This is a genomic window from Aeromonas sp. R6-2 (assembly GCF_040908155.1).
Classification (GTDB): domain Bacteria; phylum Pseudomonadota; class Gammaproteobacteria; order Enterobacterales; family Aeromonadaceae; genus Aeromonas; species Aeromonas schubertii.
In genome coordinates this window covers 16,609-32,840 of the sequence record NZ_JBFODE010000072.1, presented here as the reverse complement: position 1 = coordinate 32,840, position 16,232 = coordinate 16,609, and the positions used below count along the sequence as shown (strand labels likewise).

General features: G+C 64.1%; 18 protein-coding genes. 17 read left to right on the top strand and 1 reads right to left on the bottom strand.

The genetic code is table 11. From position 1 onward, the window contains the following. Positions 1–27: 27 nt before the first annotated feature. Positions 28–321, top strand: a complete 294-nt coding sequence (locus tag AB5Y48_RS19190) for a hypothetical protein (protein ID WP_060587357.1) — start codon at positions 28–30, stop codon at positions 319–321. Between the two features lie 255 nt (positions 322–576). Further along, a complete protein-coding gene (locus AB5Y48_RS19185) occupies positions 577–2,499 on the top strand; it encodes an EAL domain-containing protein (protein ID WP_050665454.1) in 1,923 nt (640 codons plus the stop codon). On the opposite strand, the gene AB5Y48_RS19180 is transcribed toward AB5Y48_RS19185, so the two are convergent. Further along, positions 2,468–3,430 (bottom strand): 1-aminocyclopropane-1-carboxylate deaminase/D-cysteine desulfhydrase, encoded by a 963-nt coding sequence (locus AB5Y48_RS19180; RefSeq protein ID WP_368165495.1) that lies wholly within the window; start codon positions 3,428–3,430, stop codon positions 2,468–2,470. The two genes, AB5Y48_RS19185 and AB5Y48_RS19180, sit on opposite strands and share 32 nt — an antisense overlap. Before the next feature lie 80 nt (positions 3,431–3,510). On the opposite strand from AB5Y48_RS19180, the gene AB5Y48_RS19175 reads away from it, so the two are divergent. The 15 genes from AB5Y48_RS19175 to AB5Y48_RS19105 all read left to right on the top strand — a co-directional run bounded on the left by AB5Y48_RS19175 (position 3,511) and on the right by AB5Y48_RS19105 (position 16,195). Further along, positions 3,511–4,371 carry a hypothetical protein gene (locus AB5Y48_RS19175; RefSeq protein WP_060587355.1) on the top strand — a complete coding sequence of 287 codons (861 nt, stop codon included), beginning with the start codon at positions 3,511–3,513 and terminating at the stop codon, positions 4,369–4,371. Next, on the top strand, positions 4,368–4,961 hold the full coding sequence (locus tag AB5Y48_RS19170) for an MSHA biogenesis protein MshI (RefSeq protein WP_368165494.1): 594 nt from the start codon (positions 4,368–4,370) through the stop codon (positions 4,959–4,961). The genes AB5Y48_RS19175 and AB5Y48_RS19170 overlap by 4 nt, the downstream gene beginning before the upstream one ends. Next, the gene (locus AB5Y48_RS19165; protein ID WP_368165493.1) at positions 4,958–5,614 is read left to right on the top strand and encodes an MSHA biogenesis protein MshJ; all 657 of its coding nucleotides are present in this window, start codon (positions 4,958–4,960) and stop codon (positions 5,612–5,614) included. The genes AB5Y48_RS19170 and AB5Y48_RS19165 overlap by 4 nt, the downstream gene beginning before the upstream one ends. Continuing rightward, positions 5,607–5,912: an MSHA biogenesis protein MshK gene (locus AB5Y48_RS19160; protein WP_368165492.1), complete on the top strand. Its 306-nt coding sequence runs from the start codon at positions 5,607–5,609 to the stop codon at positions 5,910–5,912. The genes AB5Y48_RS19165 and AB5Y48_RS19160 overlap by 8 nt, the downstream gene beginning before the upstream one ends. A 34-nt stretch (positions 5,913–5,946) precedes the next feature. Further along, on the top strand, positions 5,947–7,668 hold the full coding sequence (gene mshL, locus AB5Y48_RS19155; protein ID WP_368165491.1) for a pilus (MSHA type) biogenesis protein MshL: 1,722 nt from the start codon (positions 5,947–5,949) through the stop codon (positions 7,666–7,668). A 3-nt stretch (positions 7,669–7,671) separates the two neighbouring features. Then, positions 7,672–8,562, top strand: coding sequence for an ExeA family protein (locus AB5Y48_RS19150; protein WP_050665460.1), 891 nt, complete (start codon positions 7,672–7,674; stop codon positions 8,560–8,562). Then, positions 8,559–9,698, top strand: coding sequence for a tetratricopeptide repeat protein (locus tag AB5Y48_RS19145; protein WP_224163013.1), 1,140 nt, complete (start codon positions 8,559–8,561; stop codon positions 9,696–9,698). The genes AB5Y48_RS19150 and AB5Y48_RS19145 overlap by 4 nt, the downstream gene beginning before the upstream one ends. A gap of 13 nt (positions 9,699–9,711) precedes the next feature. After that, positions 9,712–11,421 carry an MSHA fimbrial ATPase MshE gene (mshE, locus tag AB5Y48_RS19140; RefSeq protein WP_050665462.1) on the top strand — a complete coding sequence of 570 codons (1,710 nt, stop codon included), beginning with the start codon at positions 9,712–9,714 and terminating at the stop codon, positions 11,419–11,421. A gap of 3 nt (positions 11,422–11,424) precedes the next feature. Beyond that, the gene (locus tag AB5Y48_RS19135; RefSeq protein ID WP_368165490.1) at positions 11,425–12,645 is read left to right on the top strand and encodes a type II secretion system F family protein; all 1,221 of its coding nucleotides are present in this window, start codon (positions 11,425–11,427) and stop codon (positions 12,643–12,645) included. Between the two features lie 8 nt (positions 12,646–12,653). Further along, positions 12,654–13,118 (top strand): hypothetical protein, encoded by a 465-nt coding sequence (locus AB5Y48_RS19130; RefSeq protein WP_058628265.1) that lies wholly within the window; start codon positions 12,654–12,656, stop codon positions 13,116–13,118. Between the two features lie 61 nt (positions 13,119–13,179). Next, complete coding sequence (locus tag AB5Y48_RS19125; protein ID WP_224161093.1) at positions 13,180–13,809, top strand: type II secretion system protein; 630 nt, start codon at positions 13,180–13,182, stop codon at positions 13,807–13,809. A gap of 12 nt (positions 13,810–13,821) precedes the next feature. Continuing rightward, positions 13,822–14,259, top strand: coding sequence for a prepilin-type N-terminal cleavage/methylation domain-containing protein (locus AB5Y48_RS19120; RefSeq protein ID WP_368165489.1), 438 nt, complete (start codon positions 13,822–13,824; stop codon positions 14,257–14,259). 46 nt (positions 14,260–14,305) lie between these two features. Then, a complete protein-coding gene (locus tag AB5Y48_RS19115; protein ID WP_368165488.1) occupies positions 14,306–14,815 on the top strand; it encodes a prepilin-type N-terminal cleavage/methylation domain-containing protein in 510 nt (169 codons plus the stop codon). Then, positions 14,802–15,362: a prepilin-type N-terminal cleavage/methylation domain-containing protein gene (locus tag AB5Y48_RS19110; RefSeq protein WP_060587345.1), complete on the top strand. Its 561-nt coding sequence runs from the start codon at positions 14,802–14,804 to the stop codon at positions 15,360–15,362. Before AB5Y48_RS19115 ends, AB5Y48_RS19110 begins: the two co-directional genes overlap by 14 nt. Continuing rightward, complete coding sequence (locus tag AB5Y48_RS19105; RefSeq protein ID WP_368165487.1) at positions 15,362–16,195, top strand: PilW family protein; 834 nt, start codon at positions 15,362–15,364, stop codon at positions 16,193–16,195. The genes AB5Y48_RS19110 and AB5Y48_RS19105 overlap by 1 nt, the downstream gene beginning before the upstream one ends. The last annotated feature ends 37 nt before the right edge of the window (positions 16,196–16,232 follow it).

Genomic DNA, 16,232 nt, shown 5'->3' with positions numbered 1-16,232 from the left:
ATTGGGTTGAACAAGGAATGGGCCAGTATGACAAACCGCAAGCAAAAGACCAAGAAAGGGACCCCGGGTCTGCAGAAGTTTCTGCTCTACCTGATCCTGGCCAATTTCGTACTGGTCTGGCTCTACCAGCGCCATATTCAATCCCTGCCGGTCTTTCGCAGTTTGCTGGTGACCAGCCTGCTTATCGGCTACAACCTGCTGTTGTGCAATCTGGTAGTGCGCCGGGCCCGGCGCCACGGTGACAGCTATGTGGTCTATCCGGTGGTGATGGTCAGCATCTTTCTGTGCGCCTCCGTGCTCTATGTCTATCTCATCCGGTGAGCCCGCTGAATCCAGGATGAATGAAGAGCTCAGAGAGGCTTCATGAAGCCGGTGTAGAGTGGGCCGGGTGGTGAGGGTGCCAGCATGCTCTCCCACTCACTGTTTTCCTCACTCTGTTATTGCTTCGTGTGTTTGGGCGCCCTGAAAGGCGCCCTTTTTCTCTCTCTGCCTGCCTGGCGGCAGATCTGGCCGGCTGGCCGTGATAGCATCATCACCCATGTCGGGATAGGGTTCCCGCCCAGAACGGATTCACGGATGAAGCTCACCACTCAACTCGTCTCATTCATCACTCTCTGTGTCATCACGGCCATGGCCATGGTGATGCTCGGTGGCGTCTTCAGCTTCCGCCAGCTGGGCTTTGAGCTGCAGGAGAAGAAGGTCGATGCCCTGGTCGAGGTGCTGGATCGCAACTTCGACAGCCAGACCGAGTCGGCCGCCATGGTGGAGTGGTTGCCAAGCCTGCTGCGCTCCGCCCATGTCATCTCCCTCGATGTCTATCGTGGTGAGCAGAAGGTCTACGGCTTTCAGAACCTGACCCAGGCCGAGCCGGACGATCCGCTGGTGGATTACCGCCTCACCTTGCCAAGGCACGCCGAGTTTGAGGCCCGCCTGAGGCTGGAGCGTCCCTTCAAGGAGTTCGAATACTCCCTCGAGGCGATGTTCGGCATCTCGTTCGGGGTCTTTATCGTGGTCTTTGGCCTCTGGTTCTCCATCCGTTGGCTACGCGAGCAGCTGCGCGGCGCCGAGTTGCTTAACCACAGGGCTGAACTGATTCTCTCCGGCTCCCTTGGCAAGCTCAACCATGATCCGGCCGAGGAGTGGCCCGCCAGTGCCAGCAAGGCGATCGATTACCTGCTGGCCGAGCTGGCCGATGCCCGCAAGGAGCGCAGCCGCTTCGACAGCTTCATCCGCAGCAATGCCTTCGTGGACAAGGTGACCGGCACCGGCAACCGCATCTTCTTCGACAACCGGCTGGAGAGTGCCATCCGTGACTCGGCGGCCCTCAATGGCGGTATGCTGCTGATCGAGCTCGCCGGTCTCGACGAGCTGGAGGGGAACGAGAGCGCCATGAACGAGGTGCTGCAGGAGGCGAGCCTCTCTATCGGCACTTTCGTGCGCAAACACGCCGGTGCCCTGCAGGCGCGCTATGCGGCGCACCTCTTCGCCGTACTCTTGCCCAATCAGGGAGAGAGTGAGCTGGTGGATGCGGCCACCCAGCTGCACAAGAGCCTGCTGCGCCTGCACTGGCCCGAGGCGGTGGAGGGAGAGATCTATGTGGGCGCCGTCTGTTATCGCACCTCAGACACCATGGCCCAGGTGCAGGAGGAGGCCGAGCTGGCCCTCAAGAGCGCTCGCCTGCAGGGGGGAAGCGGCTGGTTCCTGTTCGAGAAGCTCTCGCCCGACGAGGAGAATACCAACAAGGGGACGGTGCGCTGGCGCACCCTGCTGACCCGCCGTATCGAGGAGCGGGCCGTGCGTCTCTACAGCCAGCCGGTGATGCAGGGGCAGGGGCAGCTGGTGTTGCAACAGGAGCTGCTGGCCCGTCTCGACGACGAGCAGGGGCATGAACTGCTGGCGGGTGTCTTCATGCCCATGGCCGAGAAGTCGGGCATGCTGCTTCCGTTCGATCGCCTGATGGCCGAGCAGGTGTTGTCGCTGCTGCAGCGTCTGCCCCCCGACGCCCCGCCCGTCAGCCTCAACATCTGTGCCCAGAGCCTGCTCAACCGGGAGTTCCACCGCTGGCTCTTCTTCTCGCTGTTCCAGCTGCCGCGCAGTCGCAACGAGCAGCTGATTCTGGAGTGTTCAGAGTCCCAGATCACCCGCTACTTCGAGGCCCTCAAGAAGCCCCTGCGCTCCCTGCGCATGCTGGGGGTGCGTCTGACCGTGGATCATGCGGGGCAGGATGTGGTGAGCACCCAGTACATCAAGGAGTTCGACATCAACTTCCTCAAGATCCACCCCAGCCTGGTGCGGGACATCCACCTGCGTCAGGTCAACCAGATGGCGGTGCGTAGTCTGATCGGGGGCTGCGCCAATACCCATACGCGGGTCCTGGCGGTCGGGGTAGAGAGCGCCGAGGAGTGGCACTGCCTGCGCCACCTCGGGGTGCACGCCGGGCAGGGGATCTGGTTTGCCGGGCCCGCTCCTATGGTGATCCCAGACGCCCCTGCTCCCTGAGCCCTGCCAGCCCCTGCAGCCCCCCGGTGTGGATGAAGACGATACGGCTGCCACGGGGGATGGCGCCGGCCTCCAGCTCGCGGCACAGACCGTGCATCCCCTTGCCGCTGTAGATGGGCTCGAGGGGAAGGCCAGTGTGGGCCGAGAAGGCCTCGACCCAGTGCCACAGTTCGGGTGAGAAGCGGGCATACCCCCCCTGATGATGATCCTGCGTGACTCGCCATCCCGCTGATTCGGCGGCTGCCGGCCAGAGCCTGCATATCTCTGCGGGCAGAAAATCCCCCTTGAGTACGGCGATGGCCAGCACCTGCTCGCCGCTGCCTCGTCCGCTCAGCAGCCCCGCAGTGGTGCCGCCACTGGCACAGGGGAGCACCCAGAGATCCGGTGAGAAGGGCACTTCCCCGACCAGCTCGGCGACCCCGGCCAGGGCCAGGGGGCTGCTGCCTCCCTCGGGGATCAGCAGGGTATCGGGCCCCGCCAGGCGCCCGAGCCACTCGGGATCGTGGCGCAGCCGATAGGTCTGTCTGTCCACAAAGGTGAGGGTCATGCCCCACTCCCGACATTGGCGCAGGGTGGCGTTATCCGCCGCCTGGGGTTCGCCACGCACCAGCGCCCGGGTGGCGAAGCCAAAGCGTCTTCCGGCGGCGGCCAGGGCGTGCAGGTGGTTGGAGTAGGCACCTCCGAACGAGAGCAGGGTGGAGAGCCCCTGCGCCCTGGCGTGGATCAGGTGATATTTCAGCTTGCGCCACTTGTTGCCCGAGATGAGGGGATCGAGCAGATCGTCCCGTTTGACCCATACCTCTACCCCGGCCCGGGTGAACAGGGGATGACTCAGCCGCTCCAGCGGAGAGGGGGGGAGCGCCGAGAGGTGGGCGCCCAGGGTGGCACAGTCGGGAAAAGTCTCGTCTTGATCACTGTAATTGATTGACATACTTGTGTTTTACTTAAATGAAGCCACCTTTGTGTGATACAGTTTAAGCCGTTTTGTCGACAAGATCGCAGAGTGGATTGATGCGCCGATGGTTCAAAAGTAGGTCGCAGTCCGACCCGGTCGGACTGTTATTGGGACGAGACCGACTCTGGCTGGCCTGTGCCGAGCCGGCCCCCCTGTTCGCGTCACTCCCCTGCGCCGGGCCCCAGGAGTGGTCCAGCGCCATTCCCGCCCTGCTCGCCCAGCATGCGCCGGGCCAGAGAAAGGTTCATCTGGTGCTCTGTAGCGAGCACTACCAACAGGTACAGATCGACAAGCCGGCCGTCCCCGATGGGGAGCTGGCCGGTGCCCTGCCCTGGGCCATCAAGGATTTCGTCACCGAGCCTGTGATGCAGCTCTCTCTCGACTATGTGGACTTGCCCACTCCGCCGGCCGGACGCCCTCGCATCAATGTGATCGCCGTGGCCAAGAGCCGGGTGCAGCAGCTGGCCGATGCGGTCAATCAGGTTGCCCGTCTCGAGAGTATCACCACCGACGAGCTCTCCCTCACCGCCCTGTTTGAGGAGGATGGCGCCGTGCGTCTGCTGCTGTGGCAGCCCGCAGGGCAGGAGTTGCAGCTGCTGGTCTTCCATCGGGGAGGCCTCTGTTTCTCCCGGGTGCTGCGTGGCTTCAAGGGGCTGGCGAGCGCCCCCCTTGAGCCGCTCGAGCTCGACTCCCTCGCCCTCGAGATCCAGCGCTCTCTCGACTATCTGCAGGGGCAACTCAAGCTGCCCGAGTGTGCCACCCTGCAACTGGCCCTCACCTCTCCCGGGCTCGGGGCGCTGGTCGGCCATCTGGAGCAGAGTTTCGGCTTTGCCGTCTCGGCCATGGCCAACAAGGCCATTCTCAATGGCATCGACTATCTGCCCGCCTATGCGGTGGCCAGGGGAGCGGGGGCATGAAGAACCGGATCAATCTCTATGGCCCCGAGTTTCGCCCGCGCCGCCAGTGGGCCTCCCTGTCGCAGATGATGCTGGCCTGGGGAGGTGTGCTGCTCCTGCTGCTGGGGGTTGCCGCCTACCTTGGCTGGCAGCAGAGCGCCCTGGATGCCCGTCAGTTGGCGCTGGAGAGCGAGCTGGGACAACTGAGGGCCGAATCGGCGCGGCTCGATGCCGAGTTGGCTCGGCGTCAGCCCAGTGCGGCGCTCTCTGCCGAGCTGACCGCTCTGCGCGAACAGGTGAGCGGCATGGAGCTGATGTTGCAGCAGCTCGGCGTCCTCGCCCCGGAGCGGGGTCAGAGTCATGCCTTGCTGCTGCGCGAGCTCGCCGGTCTCTCCGCCTCCGGCCTCGCTCTGGAGCGGATCCGGGTCGAGGGGGATCGCATCACGCTGGGGGGGGAGACCCGCAGCAGCGAGGAGGTGCCCGCCTGGGTGGCCCGCTTCGGTGAGACCCGCAGTCTGGCGGGCAAGGCCTTCCCCGAGTTCCTGCTCAGCCGCGACCCCAAGGGGCGGCTCTTGTTCCAACTGGGGTCGCTCCCCAAGGAGACCCCATGAACGCCGCATCCATGAGTCAGCAGTGGCGACAACTGGGCGAGCGGGTGGCCAGGTTGTCGACCCGGGAGCGGGTCATGGTGCTCGTCACCGGCCTGGTGCTGCTGCTCCTTCCCCTCGGCGAGTACTGGATTGGACCCGCGCTGGAGCATCAGGCCCAGAGCCGTGAGCGGCTCGAGACCCTGACCCGGGACACCGAGATGGCGCGGCTCGGGATCGAGGGGCGCAAGGCCCGTCTGGCGCGGGATCCCGATGCCGAGGTGAGCCGGGATATCAATCAGAGCCGTGAACGGCTCACCGCCTTGCAGCAGAGCCTGCGGGAGCAAACCGTGGATCTGATCGCCGCCGAGGAGATGCCGGTGGTGCTGCAGGGGTTGCTCGCCCATGGCGAGCGCCTGCGGCTGGTTTCCATGACCAGCCGCCCCCCCGAGCCCCTGCTCCCTCCTGAGCAAAAGGCCAACCTCTATCGTCACCAGATAGAACTGGTGCTGGAGGGGGGCTACTTCGACGTCTATCGCTATCTGCAGGCCCTGGAGGGTCTGCCACGCCACTTCTATTGGCGCCAGTTTGATTATCGGGTCGAGCAGTGGCCCAGGGCCAGGGTGGCCCTGACCCTCTATACCCTCAGTGCCAGCAAGGAGTTTATTCGTGGCTAGTCTGCTGCTGGTGTTGGGTGCCGTGGTGGCCCTTGGCACCCCTCTCAAGGATCCCACCACCCCCCTCAGCGGTGGTGGTGCCGGCGGAGCCCGGGTTGCGGCGGCCGGGTTGCCCCGGCTGCAGAGCATAGTGCTGGGCAATGGCCCGGCGCTGGCCGTGCTGGGGGGAAAGAGTTATCGCCAGGGTGACCAGGTCGCCGGGTGGCGCATCAGCAGCATCACAGGAGACAGGGTGGTGCTGGAGCGAGGGCAGGAGAAGACCAGCCTGGCCCTCTTCGGTGACAAGGTGATTCGCTAGGGCCTGGGCCCCGGCGCTTTCGGATAGACGACCCATGAGATCATTTCAGTACGCCATTCTCTCTCTCGCGCTGGCTGCGGCCGGCTGCACCAGCTATCAGCACCCTGAGCCCAGGGAGGCCAAGGAGGCCCTGCGCGATGCGCAGCGTCAATCCACGCCTCCTTTGACGCTCCCCAGCGCGGTGCAGAGCGAGCTGCTGGCGCTTCCCGCGCCCAACCTGACCCCTCCTCCCATCGCGGAGAAGCGTCTGCGCATCGCCGCCCAGGAGGTAGAGGCCGCCGACTTCTTCGGCTCTCTGTTCAAGGGATCCCGCTACAGCGTGGCGGTTCACCCCGGAGTGAGCGGACTCATCACCCTGGAGCTCAAGGATGTGACCCTGACCGAGGCCCTCGCCACCGTGGCCGACATGTATGGCTTCGATATTCAGCGTCGGGGCTATGTCTATCACATCTATCCGGCCGGGCTGCGTACCGAGACCATGCCGGTCAACTACCTGATGATGTCCCGCCGCGGCATGTCACGCACCACCGTCTCTACCGGCGGGGTGACCAACACCAATAACAACGACGGCAGCAGCGACTTTAACAACAGCAACAGCAGTAGCGGCACCAGTAGCAATAACAGCGGTTCTGGCAACCAGACCACTGGCAACGGCACCCGCATCGAGACCGACAACGAGGCCGACTACTGGCGCGACCTGCGCGAGGCCCTGCAGACCCTGATCGGCAATGGTGACGGGCGGGCTGTCATCGTCAGCCCCCAGGCGGGGCTGGTGACGGTGCGCGCCTATCCGGCCGAGCTCAAGGCGGTGAAGGGGTTCCTCAACCAGTCGGAAGAGCACCTCAAGCGGCAGGTGATCCTGGAGGCGCGGATCCTCGAGGTGGGCCTCAACGAGGGGTATGAGCAGGGGATCGACTGGAGTGGTTTGACGGCAAGCTGGGATGGCAACAAAGGGATTCCCAAGGTGGCCCAGCCAGACCTGATGGCGCCTAACACCCCAGCGGATCAGCAGACCTATAACCTGCTTAAAGGCGGTGGATCCCTGGGCAAGAGCCTGGTCGGTAGCTCCAACGCCATTTTCAAAGCCATTGGTGGAGGGCTGGGTTTTACGGTCACCGACGGCAACTTCAATGTAGCGGTCAATCTGCTCAAGACCCAGGGGGATGTGAATACCCTCTCCAGCCCCAGGGTGACGGCCACCAATAACCAGAAGGCGGTGATCAAGGTGGGGACGGACGAGTATTTTGTGACCAATGCCTCCACCACGGTCACTACCTCGGGGACCAACCCCATCGTCACGCCCAATGTCGAATTGACCCCCTTCTTTTCGGGTATTGCCCTGGACGTTACCCCCCAGATCGACGATCAGGGCAAGGTCCTGCTCCATATCCACCCCTCGGTGATCGATACCGAGCAGCAGAATAAGAGCATCAAGGTGGGTTCTTCCGATGAGCTGGTACTCCCCCTGGCCAAGAGCTCGATCCGCGAGTCCGATACCGTGGTGCAGGCCAATAACGGCGACATCATCGTCATCGGCGGCCTGATGAAGACCGACAAGAAAGAGGTGGTGAGCAAGGTGCCCCTGCTGGGGGATATCCCATGGGTGGGTGAGGCCTTTACCAACCGCAACGAGAAGACCCAGAAGGTGGAGCTGGTGATCATGCTCAAACCCACCATCGTCGAGAGCAACACCTGGCAACAGGAGCTGCAGCGCTCCAGCGAGCTGCTCGACAAGTGGTATCCGGCCGGACCTTAAGCCATGTACCTGGAGCACTTCGGCCTGAGTGAGCCCCCCTTCGGGCTCACTCCCAACACCGGCTTCTACTACGGGCTGCCTCCCCATGAGGAGGCGCTCGAGGTGTTGCGCTGGGCGCTGGAGCAGGGGGAGGGTTTCATCAAGGTGACCGGCGAGGTGGGCACCGGCAAGACCCTGCTCTGCCGCAAGCTGCTCGGTGAGCTCGGCTCCGAGTCCCGACCGGTGCGCTGCGCCTGGTTGCCCAACCCGCACCTGACCCCGGACGAGCTGCGCGCGGCCCTGGCCCATGAACTTGGCATGGCGCGCCAGGAGGGGTGGGAGCTGGATCTCACCGATCGCCTGCACCGTCACCTCATCGCCCTGCACCAGCAGGGGTTTCGGGTGGTGGTGCTGATCGACGAGGCGCAGGCCCTGCCCGATGCGGCCCTGGAGGCGATCCGCCTGTTTGGTAACCTGGAGACGGAGTCGAGCAAGCTGCTTCAGGTGGTGCTGTTTGGCCAGCCCGAGCTCGACAGCCGGCTGGGCCAGGCGCACCTGCGCCAGCTGCGCCAGCGCATCGGTTTCTCCTATGCCTTGCGCCCCCTGCGCCGTGACGAGGCGCGCGCCTATCTCGAGCACAGGCTGCAGGTCTCCGGTTATCGCGGTGCCCCCCTCTTCAGTGCCGCCGCCAACCGGCTACTGTGGCGCTCCGCCCGGGGTATCCCCCGGCTGCTCAATATCCTGGCCCACAAGAGCCTGATGTTGGCCTATGGCAAGGGGGTGCGTGAGGTGGGGCGCCCTCTGGTGCGCGAGGCGGTACGTGATACCGCCGATGCGAGGGGGCGGCGTGCGCCGCTCTGGTGGGGGCTGGGCATAGGGCTGCTGGCCCTGCTGGTCTGGGGGGCGAGCCGATGAGCGTCATCAACCAGATGCTTAACGATCTCGAGGCGCGCCGTCATCGGGAAGGAGAGGGCGCCCGCTATATGCCAGTGGCCCGCACGCCCCTCTGGCTGCTGGCCCTGGTGACCCTCACCTGCCTGGCAGGCCTGCTGCTGGTGGGGTGGCGGGGATGGCTCTACTGGCAGGCCGAGGCGGCCCGTCACCAGGCCTCGCCCGAGGTCGACAGCGTCGTTGTGCATCCCGCTGCCGGTGAGCCGGCAGAGCGGACCCAGATCGCGACCGTTTCGCCCCCTCATCCTGATGGCACAGGCATGGATACCCCCCGGCCGCCGCTCACCCCGACCCAGGTCGCCGAACCCGATACCGAGGTGGCCTTGCCGGTCCCGGATCGCGCGCTCTCTCACGAGGAAGAGCTGGTGGTGCCCCCCGGCGAGGATCCCGAGGCCTTTTACGCCCGCGTCGATGCCGCCTTGCAGCCCGAGCGCCAGGAGGAGGAGGCCCTCCAGGCCGGGGCGGCGGATCCGGCCCCCAAGGCTCCCCCCAAGAATCAGCTACGCATCGACAGGGTCTCTCTCTCCCCCGCCGAGCTGGCGGCGCTGGCCGACAAGAAGGCGAGCAGCGCCCTGGCCAGGGGGGATATGGCCGAGGCGGAGCGGCAATATGTGGATCTGCTGGAGCTACAGCCGCAGCAGGTGGCGCCACGCAAGCAACTGGCGGCCCTGCTCTATGGCCAGGGGCGCCTCGAGGAGGCCAATCGCCTGCTCGAGGAGGGGGTGCGTCGTCATCCGACCGAGCCCGATTTTCGCCTCTTGCTGGCCCGACTGGCACTGGCCACCGGGCAACAGTCCCAGGCCCTCAATTGGCTCGCCGGAGCGCGTCCACCGCTGCCTGGCAACCTCGACTACTACGCCACCTGGGCCGGTGTGGCCCAGGAGCTGGGCCACACCGGCGAGGCCCGGGATCTCTATCTGCAACTGCTGCGCAGCAAGCCCGACGAGGGACGCTGGTGGCTGGGGCTGGGGGTGGCCGAGGAGCGGCTGGGCAACGGGGCCCGTGCCCTCGATGCCTATCGCAGCGCCCAGCTGCACGGCGGGCTCGGCGATGCCTCGAGCCAGTGGCTGGGGCAGCGCATCGCCGCCCTGACCCCATGATGAAGGAGTAACCATGGCACAACCCAGACTCAAGATGCGGCTCGGCGACCTGCTGGTGCAAGAGCAGATCGTCTCGGACGATCAACTGCAGCTGGCCCTGCAGCAGCAGCGCCAGACCGGCCGCAAACTGGGGGCGACCCTGATCGAGCTCGGCTTCATCAGCGAGGTGCAGTTGCTGCAGTTTCTCGCCCGCCAGCTGGAGGTGCCCTTCTTCGATCTCAACACCCTCACCATAGACGTGGCGGCGGTGCAGCTGCTGCCCGAGGTGCAGGCTCGTCGTTATCGGGCCCTGGCGGTCAATCGCAGTGACGACGTGGTGACGGTGGCCATGTCGGATCCGGCAGATCTCAGCGCCCTCGATGCGGTCGCGGCCCTGCTGGCACCGCGTCAGATGGCCCTGGCGGTGGCCCGGGAGGGGCAACTGCTCGACTATTTTGATCGCCTCTATCGCCGTACCCGCGAGATAGAGAGCTTCGCCGAGCAGCTGCGCGAGGAGTATCAGGAGGCGGACTTCGAGCTGGGTGGCAATAACCTGGAGGGGAGTGGCGAAGGGGAGGCGACGGTGGCCAAGCTGCTGCGCTCCCTGTTTGAGGATGCCGTTCAGGTGGGGGCCTCGGACATCCATATCGAGCCGGATGAGAAGGTGTTGCGCATTCGCCAGCGGATCGACGGCGTGCTGCACGAGAACGTGCTCAATGAAGTACGGATCGCCCAGGCGCTGGTGCTGCGCCTCAAGCTGGTGGCCGGCCTCGATATCTCGGAGAAGCGGCTGCCCCAGGATGGCCGCTTCAACATGAAGGTGCGCGGTCACGACGTGGATGTGCGTATCTCCACCATGCCGGTACAACACGGGGAGTCGGTGGTGATGCGTCTGCTGGATCAGTCCGGCGGCCTGCTCTCCCTCGAAGATACCGGCATGCCGCCGGAGATCCTGGTGCGCTTCCGGCGCCAGCTCAAACGCCCCCATGGCATGATCCTGGTCACCGGTCCCACCGGGAGTGGCAAGACCACCACCCTCTACGGGGCGCTCTCGGAGATCAACCAGCCGAGCCACAAGATCATCACGGTAGAAGACCCGGTGGAGTACCGTATTCCCCGCATCAACCAGGTGCAGGTCAATACCAAGATAGGTCTCACCTTCTCCACCGTGCTGCGTTCGACCCTGCGTCAGGACCCTGACATCCTGCTGGTGGGGGAGATGCGTGACAACGAGACGGTGGAGATAGGCCTGCGCGGCGCCATCACGGGCCACCTGGTGCTCACCACCCTGCACACCAACGATGCGGTCACCAGCGCCCTGCGCCTCATCGACATGGGGGCGCCGGGCTATCTGGTGGCCAGCGCCCTGCGCGCCGTGGTGGCCCAGCGCCTGGTGCGCCGTCTGTGCGAGCACTGTCGCCAGCCGGCCGAGCCGGATCAGGCCCAGGCCACCTGGCTCGCCACCTTGAGTGGCGAGCGTCCCGGCGAGCATGTCTACCACGCCGGACGGGGTTGCCAGAGTTGCAACTTCACCGGCTACCGGGGGCGGATCGGGGTCTATGAGCTGCTCGAGCTGGATCAGCCCATGATGGATGCCCTGCGTCGGGACGATGCCGAAGGTTTCGCCCGGGCCGCCCGGGAGCAGCCGCTCTATCGTCCCCTGGCCCTGGTGGCCCTGGACTATGCCCGCACCGGCGTTACCTCGGTCGACGAGGTGCTGCGTCTGGCCGAGGATCTGGGGTAAGTCATGGCTCACTTCATCTATCGGGGACGTGACAACCAGGGACGAGAGGCGCGCGGCGAGCTGGAGGCGGCGAGCGAGATGGCGGCCGCCGAGGCCCTGATGCGCCGGGGCATTCTGCCCACCGAGATCCGGCCCGGCAAGAAGAGTGCGGCGGCCATCGACTGGTCGCTGTTGCTCGAGCGGGGCGTGCGTCTCGAGGAGCTGGTCATCTTCACCCGCCAGATGTATGCCCTGACCCGGGCCGGTATCCCGATATTGCGCGCCATGGCCGGCCTGGCCGAGAGCACCCACAGCAAGCCGCTCAAGCGTGCCCTGATGAACCTCGGCGAGGAGCTTGGCAACGGCAAGCCGCTCTCCACCGCCATGCAGGCCCATCCCAGGGTCTTTAGTTCTCTCTTTATCGCCATCATCCACGTGGGGGAGAACACGGGGCAGCTGGAGGAGGCCTTCCTGCAGTTGGCCAACTACTTCGAGCTGGAGCTGGAGACCCGCAAGCGGATCAAGACCGCCATGCGCTACCCCAGCTTCGTGCTGATCGCCATCGGCGTGGCCATGGTGATCCTCAATATCTTCGTCATTCCCACCTTCGCCGGCATGTTTGCCAAATTCGGGGTGGAGCTGCCGCTCGCCACCCGGATCCTGCTCGCCACCTCCCACTTCTTCGTCCACTACTGGTGGTTGCTGCTGGTGGCTCTGATCGGCTGCGTGCTGGGTTGGCGCTGGTGGACCGGTACGCCGGGAGGAAAACTCACCTGGCACCGCTGGCAACTGCGCCTGCCCATCGTCGGGGACATCATAGAGCGCTCCCTGCTGGCGCGCTTCTCCCGCAGCTTTGCCATGATGCTGCGCGCCGGTGTTCCCCTCAACACGGCCCTGACCCTGGTGGCCGAGGCGGTGGACAACGCCTGGATGGCCCACCGGATCCGCGACATGCGAAGCGGCATCGAGCGTGGCGAGAGCCTGCTGCGCACCGCCACCCAGAGTCACCTCTTCACCCCCCTGGTGCTGCAGATGGTGGCGGTCGGGGAGGAGACGGGTCAGGTGGATGATCTGATGCAGGAGGTGGCGCAGTATTACGAGCGGGAGGTGGACTATGACCTCAAGAGCCTGACCGCCCGCATCGAGCCGATCCTGATCGGCATCGTCGCCGTCATGGTGCTTATCCTGGCGCTGGGTATCTTTACCCCCATGTGGGACATGATGCGCGTGGTGCGTGGTCAGTAGGAGGAATGATGAGCCGCGAGCAGCAGGAGCAGTGGCGCTGGCTGGGGGGGCTTCGTCTGGCGGTGAGCCTGCTCCTGCTGTTCACCCTGGTGGGGCTGCTGGCGAGTGCCTACCAGAGTCACAGGCGCGCCACCCTGGAGGCGGCCCTGGGCGAGCTGGTCGCTCAATTTGGGGAGCGCAGCCAGCGTCTGCACGGTCTCTGGCTGATGGAGCGGCGCCCCCCCTTGTTATGGGCCGAGGGGCGGCGCTGGCACTTCTCGGTGCAGGGGTGGCCCAGGGGGGCCGGGGAGGAGGGGGATCCTTGCCGCGCACTCTGGTTGGCCATGACGGGTATCAGGGCGCTGGACGGTGAGGCGCTCACCTTGCGCCAGCAGGGGGAGGGGTGTGAGTTCTCCCTCTCCGGGGCAGGCTGGCGCTATGGCTGGCAGGATGGGGCGCTGGAACGTGTCGAGAGTGATGGGGCTCAAAGGTAACTGATTGATGCCTGTGATTTTTTTGAATTCATGAAATAATAGAGAGTGTGTCGGAGGAGATATGGGTAGACGGAGCGCGGGTTTTTCCCTGATAGAGCTGGTCATCGTCATCGTGATCCTGGGGATCCTGGCCGCCACGGCCTTGCCACGCTTTCTCGATGTGACCGAAGAGGCGAAGAAGGCGAGCGTCGAAGGGGTGTCGGGGGGCTTTGCCACCGGCGTGTTACTGGTACGGGCCCAGTGGGAGGCCGAGGGGCGTAACAAGCAAAATGGCCAAAATACGGTCGTCTACGACGGCAGCCGTTTCTACCTCACCACCCCGACCGAGCAGCAGGTGAGCGACGGCGTACTCTCCCCCGGTTACCCCATGGATACCGCCGGGAGCGGCACTGTGGATGTGGACCCGGGTAACCTGACCGCGGCCCGCTGTCTCAAGATCTGGAACGGCCTGCTGCAAAATCCGCCCAAGGCGAGCGATGCCTTCGCCGAGGTGCGCGGCAGCGGCAACGACCTCAAGTATTACGCGACCGCCCAGAGCAACGGTGTTGACTCTGTCTGTCGCTACTATCTGGTCAACAGCCTCTCCAAGGGGAGCGATGGCCAGTATCAGGACCCTCAGGGACGCACCGATGCGTTTATGAGTTTTAGCTATCGTCCGGCCTCGGGCCAGGTGACGACCAATATCAACTAAGAGGATGTTGTGATGAAAAAGCAGTCGGGTTTCACCCTGATCGAACTGGTCATAGTGATCATTATTCTGGGTATTCTGGCGGTCACCGCCGCGCCCAAGTTTCTGAATCTGCAGGATGATGCCAAGAAGTCTGCCGCTCAAGGTGTGCAGGCGGCTGTTAGCAGTTCTGCACAACTGGTTTATAGCAAATCAGCATTGGAAGGCGAAGAGCGCGTTAGTAGTGCTGCGGTGACTGGCTCTGATGGTACATCGATTGATACCGCTTATGGTTATCCAAAGGCGACTGATACCGGGATCAAAAATGCAGTAACGATCGATGGCTCTTGGACCGGTAAAGTTTCCAGCGCTTCTGGTAACTATGTGTTTTCTACCAGTAGCTCCAAATGTACCGTTAATTACAAGGAAGCAAGCGATACCTCAGCTGCTGTAACCACACTTAGTGGCTGCTAATTGTTGTGACGAGCGAGGCTTCGGCCTCGCTTTTACTATGCCCTGTATGAATGGTTCCGTTCCCACAACCAGGGGTTTTACCCTGATCGAACTGGTGCTGGTGATCCTGCTACTCGGGATTCTGGCCGCCTTTGCCGTGCCCAAGTGGCTGGGCAAAGGCGGCGTTGAAACTCAAACCCTGCGCGATGAGCTCGTGACCCGGCTGCGCTTGGTCCAGAACGCCAATATGAACGAGTCCAGCGTTCGCTGTACCCAGCTGGTGGTGGACGTCGCCGGCTTTGCCCATCTGACGCAGGCCATGACCGGCATCACCTGCCCGGCCCCCGGCGCCATCAGCGGCTGGAGCGATAACCTGCGCACCCGTGGTCGCCTCGTGACCCCCTCTTCCGATATCCGCATCACACTGGGGGGCAGTCGCAGTTTTGTGGTGCGCTTCGATCGTATGGGGCGCCCCCTTGCTGCCTGCAATGGCGGCTGCGAAGTGAGGGTGAGCGATGGTAGTGAGACAGTCGGCCTGCGCATCGAGTCCGAGGGGTATATCCATGAAATCCCCTAGCCGAGGCTTTACCCTGATTGAGCTGATTGTCGGCATCGTACTGCTGGCGGTGGCCCTCACCGGTATTCTGGGGCTGCTTATCAATCAGGCGCCACGTGCGGTGGATCCGGTGCAGCAGGTGCGGGCCGCTCAGCTGGCCCAGCGGATCGCCGGCGAGATCTTGCAAAAATCCTTTGATCAGAATTCGGATCATAACGGGGGGCGTTATCGCTGCGGCGAGACGGTCACCGGTGTCACCATTCCCGCCTGCTCGACCGTTTATGGTCCGGATGGCGAGACCACGCCTTACACCTATAACGATGTGGATGACTTCGACACCGCAGGCGCGTGGCGCGATGCCAACTGGTATACCCAGATGGCGGGAAGCGCCAATGGTGAGGAGTACCGCAACTATCAGGTCAAGATTAGGGTGAGTGCGGCGGATTTTAGCGACGGCACTTTTCAAGGCTGCACCGCCCCCTGCCCGGTGGGCAAGCGCATCGATCTGCAGGTGCAGTTGCCTGACGAGAGCCTGCTCGATTTCTCCTTCTATCGGGGGAATTACTGATGGCCCGTTTTGCGTTGGGACACCGGGGGTTTACCCTGGTTGAGCTGGTGATTGTCATCCTGCTGCTTGGCATCATGGCTACCTTCAGCAGCCAGTTTATCGGCATCGGTACTCAAATTTACGGGGATGCCAGCAGTCGTGAGCAGTTGATGAGCGATGCCCGCTTCGTCATGGAGCGGCTCAATCGCGAGCTGCGCGATGCGGTGCCCGGCTCGGAGCGTATCGAGACGATGGAGGGGGATTGGGTGGACTCGGGCCCCTGTCTACGCTTCTGGCCCATGAGTGCCTCCAGCCGTTATCTGGATCTCAATCTGGCCGTCTCCGGGAGCTCACAACTCGAGCTGGTGATGGCAACCCCTGCGTCGGCAGCGGCTCCTCTGGTGCCGGATGCCAGTGCCGTTCGAAACGGCGATCGGCTGATCGTCTTCCCCCTGCCAGATGGCGAGGTCGGCTCACTCTTGAGCGGCTGTGCCTATGGTCGCTGCGTGGCACAGGTCACGGCGGTGCTCACTCCGGTTTCCGGAGCCCAGACGGTGCACTATGCCAGTACCCAGCGGCTGGATGGTCTCTCACCCGGCAGCCGGGTCTATTTTGCCAGGGAGCAGGTGCGCTATTGCCTTGAGGGGAGCACCATCACCCGTCGCCACAGCAGTCTGGATGGGGCATTGCCGGTAAGCGGGGTATTGATGGGACAGTTTCTGACGGCGGGGCGCTTCTATCGGGAGAGTGCGGCCTTCAACGCCGACAGCGAGTTCGGTGTGCGCCTTGTGTTTGAGCATCGTGGAGAGAGGGTCACCTTCAATCACAAGATAGGGGGATGGAATGCCCCGTGATCTCCAATCAATGGGCCATGCTCGCGGCAGCGCCCTG